Source organism: Streptomyces cahuitamycinicus (assembly GCF_002891435.1).
In the GTDB taxonomy this organism is placed as follows: Bacteria; Actinomycetota; Actinomycetes; order Streptomycetales; family Streptomycetaceae; genus Streptomyces; species Streptomyces cahuitamycinicus.
In genome coordinates, this window is the sequence record NZ_POUC01000677.1 from 1 (window position 1) to 2,900 (window position 2,900).

A 2,900-nucleotide genomic window follows, 5' to 3' on the forward strand; every position below is an offset into this window, starting at 1 on the left:
GGCGGGGGCATGGTGCGCAGCAGCTCGCCGAGGGCGGCGCGGTAGCCGTCGCGGGCCTTCAGTGCCGCGTCCAGCCACTGCGCGTCGAAGCGGAGCTTGTCCGCCGACAGTTCGCCCATGTTGCGGTCCGCATCCATGTCGGCGTGGACGCGGTCGCGGACGCGGGCGACCTGCTCCTCGGTGAGCGCCAGGAAGGACCGCAGTTCCAGGGCCCGGGCGAGCGCGGGCGAGGCATCGTAGTCGGCAGCCGCCTCGTACAGCTCGAGGACCGGCTTACCGAAGACCTTCTGCAGGTCGGCGTCCATGGTGCTGGCCTTGTCCCGGCTCATCGGGCGGCCCTTGCCGACCGCCAGGCCGTCGCCGGTGCGGTTGAACCCGCGGGCCGGTTGGGGGCGCTGGTCTGCACCGCAGGCCCGGGGCGGGGCCGAAGGCGGGCGAGGCGCTCTGCGGCGAGGTCCTTCTTCCCCGGGGCGTTCGGGTCGAGGAGCCATCGCACGACCATGGCCCGGCCGTCGCGGGCAGTGACGGCCGCGTTCACCCGGTGGGCGAGGCCCATCGTCGGGTCGTCGACCTCGCTGGGCTGGGTCTGCAGTGCGGCGAGGAGGTCGTCCTCCGCGCGCTCCAGCACGGACTGGGCCTCGACGAGAAGGCCGTGCCACTTGACGACGTCGGTGGCGTCAGGGTTCGCGGTCGGCGCGGCGGCGACCGCGGCCTTCAACTGGTCCATGCCCATGTCGAAGCGCGCTTCGATCCGTTCGGTGAGCACGCCCACGACATCCGCAGAATCCTCGGATATGCCGTCGGACAAGGGGGATCTCCTGTTCTGGAGAGGCTGATGCGTAGGGAATGTGAGGGGCCCCGTAATCGGCGGATCAGCCGCTTGCCGGGAGGTGCTGAAGCCTGGTCAGTCCAGGCACATACGGACGTCGCGGTAGACGTACGTGCCGGAGACCCAGCCCTTGACGCCGGTCGTCTTGTCTGTGATGTAGAGCCAGTTGCCGCTCTTCTTGGAGACGGTGAACTTGTGGCTCTTGTAGAGCACGCCGAGCGCCGTGGACTTCGAGCTGGCCTTGGACCGGATGGTCACGGCCTTGGCGTGCACCGCGTACGGGAGCGGCGGCAGGTTGTGGCAGCTGACGGCGGAGGCGGCGGTTGCTGCCGTGGGTACGGTCGCGGCGCTGGCGGAGGTGGCGGACAGCACCGGCAGCGCGAGTGCGCCGAGCATCGCCGCGGATATGGCAATTCGGGTGGAGCGCATGCGGAAAAAGCCTCCGTGAAGGCGTGAGGAATGTGTGGAAGGGCGCCGCGGGGGGGTGTCCCGGCGCCTGTATAAGAGTCCGGAGAATCGCCGGTTTGGCTAACCGGCGATCGTCGGCTATGTTGCGCCGCCCGCGTCGGGCTGAGCGCTCAGCGCGAACGGCCTGGCGGGCGCGGGGCAGGCGCCTTCGCCACACCGGCCGGGCGGCTGGCGGCGGCTGCCGGGCGGACCGGCGGGAGAGGGCCGGCCTCGCCGGTGAGCCGGTCGTCGCACCACTGCAGGGCCTCGTCGACCGTGTCGAAGCCGCCCTCGCGCAGGGTGTGCGTCCAGGTGTCGGTATCGACCTCTTCGACCACAACGCGGAACGGCGACGGGGCGCGTTCGTCCAGGACGCGCAGGGCCACGACGACGACCATGTCGTCCGGGTCGTCGCTGGTGTAGGAGTAGCCCATGGCGTAGTGGTCACCGTCGCCGGCGAGGCGTCGCTCCAGTACTCGCGTGGCCTCGTCAGCCGGCGGCGGGCCCAGCTCGGGGTCGAGACCGATGGCATCGTGCGGGCAGCCGCGGTGGATGAGCCAGGACTGCGCCATCGCGGGCAGCGGCAGTAGGGCCTTCTCGAAGCTGAACGTCCGCTTCTCGTGGTCCCGTTGCAGATGCACGGCGAGCACCTGGGGCATGCCGGGGTGTCCCCAGGTCGCGGTGCGGTCGAACAGGACGTAGTAGCTGTGTGGACCGTCGTGATGTTCGGCGAGGGGGACGAGCATGTCCTCGTGGACGCCGACCTTGCGGTAGAAGTCGAGGTACCGCTCCTCGTCGGCGTCGAGGTCGTCCAGATCGAAGTCGACTTGAGGGATGGACTTCCGGACCGGCGCCGGTTCGGTGGGAGACAACAAGGGGCCTTTCGGTGGAGTTCAGCGCCGCTGCGCCGGAGTGGACGGCGATGTGCCGGGGCGAGCTGGGACCTTCGGCGTCTGCGTCGTGGGGGCCCGGCGGGCGGCGAACAGCGCGGCTCTTCCGGCGTCGGTGAGCGCGACCGGCTGGCCAGCGGGTACGGGGTGGCCGGTGTCCTGGGCGACCAGGCCGGCGTCCTCCAGCCGCCGTAGCTTGGTGTGGGGGATGCGGGTGCCGGAGGCGGCTGCGACGGACATCCGGCCGGTCAGCAGGTGTTCGTAGAGCTTGGCGCCGCCGGCGATGGCGAGCAGCGCCGCCGGGTCGTCAGTCGAGAGCTGCTGCGCGTCGGGCGCGACGGACGCTGCTGCGGCTTCGATGGGCTCCAGGGCGGCGAGCACATCCCGGGCAACGGCGTCCCGCGCGTCGGCAGCCTCTTCCAACTGGTCCACGGTGCGGTCGATACGCGTGAACAGAGCGCCGTCGACGTCGAACTCGCCGCTGGACAGGCGGTTGAGGAGGCGCAGATGGAAGATGACGCCAGTCTGGGTCTTGGCCAGCTTCCGGTGCCGGTCCACCAGTTGGGCGTGCTGCTCGTCGAGCACGCCGCGGTCGCGGTAGGCCCACAGGGTGTCGATGTCGTGCCCGGTGGCGGCTTCGAGGCGATGGTCGAGAGGGGAGACCGCACGCCGGGAGGGTGTCGGCGCGGGTTCAGGGGGCATAGGCGACGCTCCGTGCGTTCAGCGGGTGGGAT

5 protein-coding genes are annotated in these 2,900 nt (G+C 70.7%); all 5 read right to left on the reverse strand.

Annotation, left to right across the window (positions count from 1 at the left end):
• Positions 1–329: hypothetical protein (locus C1J00_RS41465; protein ID WP_102913986.1), on the reverse strand; the 329-nt coding region annotated here is incomplete at its 3' end.
• A complete protein-coding gene (locus C1J00_RS41470; RefSeq protein WP_102913982.1) occupies positions 326–808 on the reverse strand; it encodes a hypothetical protein in 483 nt (160 codons plus the stop codon). The genes C1J00_RS41465 and C1J00_RS41470, both read right to left, overlap by 4 nt.
• Positions 809–904: 96 nt before the next feature.
• Positions 905–1,258 (reverse strand): SH3 domain-containing protein, encoded by a 354-nt coding sequence (locus C1J00_RS41475; protein ID WP_245936718.1) that lies wholly within the window; start codon positions 1,256–1,258, stop codon positions 905–907.
• A 149-nt stretch (positions 1,259–1,407) separates the two neighbouring features.
• Positions 1,408–2,151, reverse strand: coding sequence for a hypothetical protein (locus C1J00_RS41480; protein ID WP_102913984.1), 744 nt, complete (start codon positions 2,149–2,151; stop codon positions 1,408–1,410).
• An 18-nt stretch (positions 2,152–2,169) separates the two neighbouring features.
• Positions 2,170–2,868, reverse strand: a complete 699-nt coding sequence (locus C1J00_RS41485) for a hypothetical protein (RefSeq protein ID WP_102913985.1) — start codon at positions 2,866–2,868, stop codon at positions 2,170–2,172.
• Between the last annotated feature and the right edge of the window lie 32 nt (positions 2,869–2,900).

What these genes read in the sequence shown, in the direction of transcription:
- C1J00_RS41475 (WP_245936718.1), bottom strand. Translation starts at nt 1,258, where the DNA reads ATGCGCTCCACCCGAATTGCCATATCCGCGGCGATGCTCGGCGCACTC.
- C1J00_RS41485 (WP_102913985.1), bottom strand. Translation starts at nt 2,868, where the DNA reads ATGCCCCCTGAACCCGCGCCGACACCCTCCCGGCGTGCGGTCTCCCCT.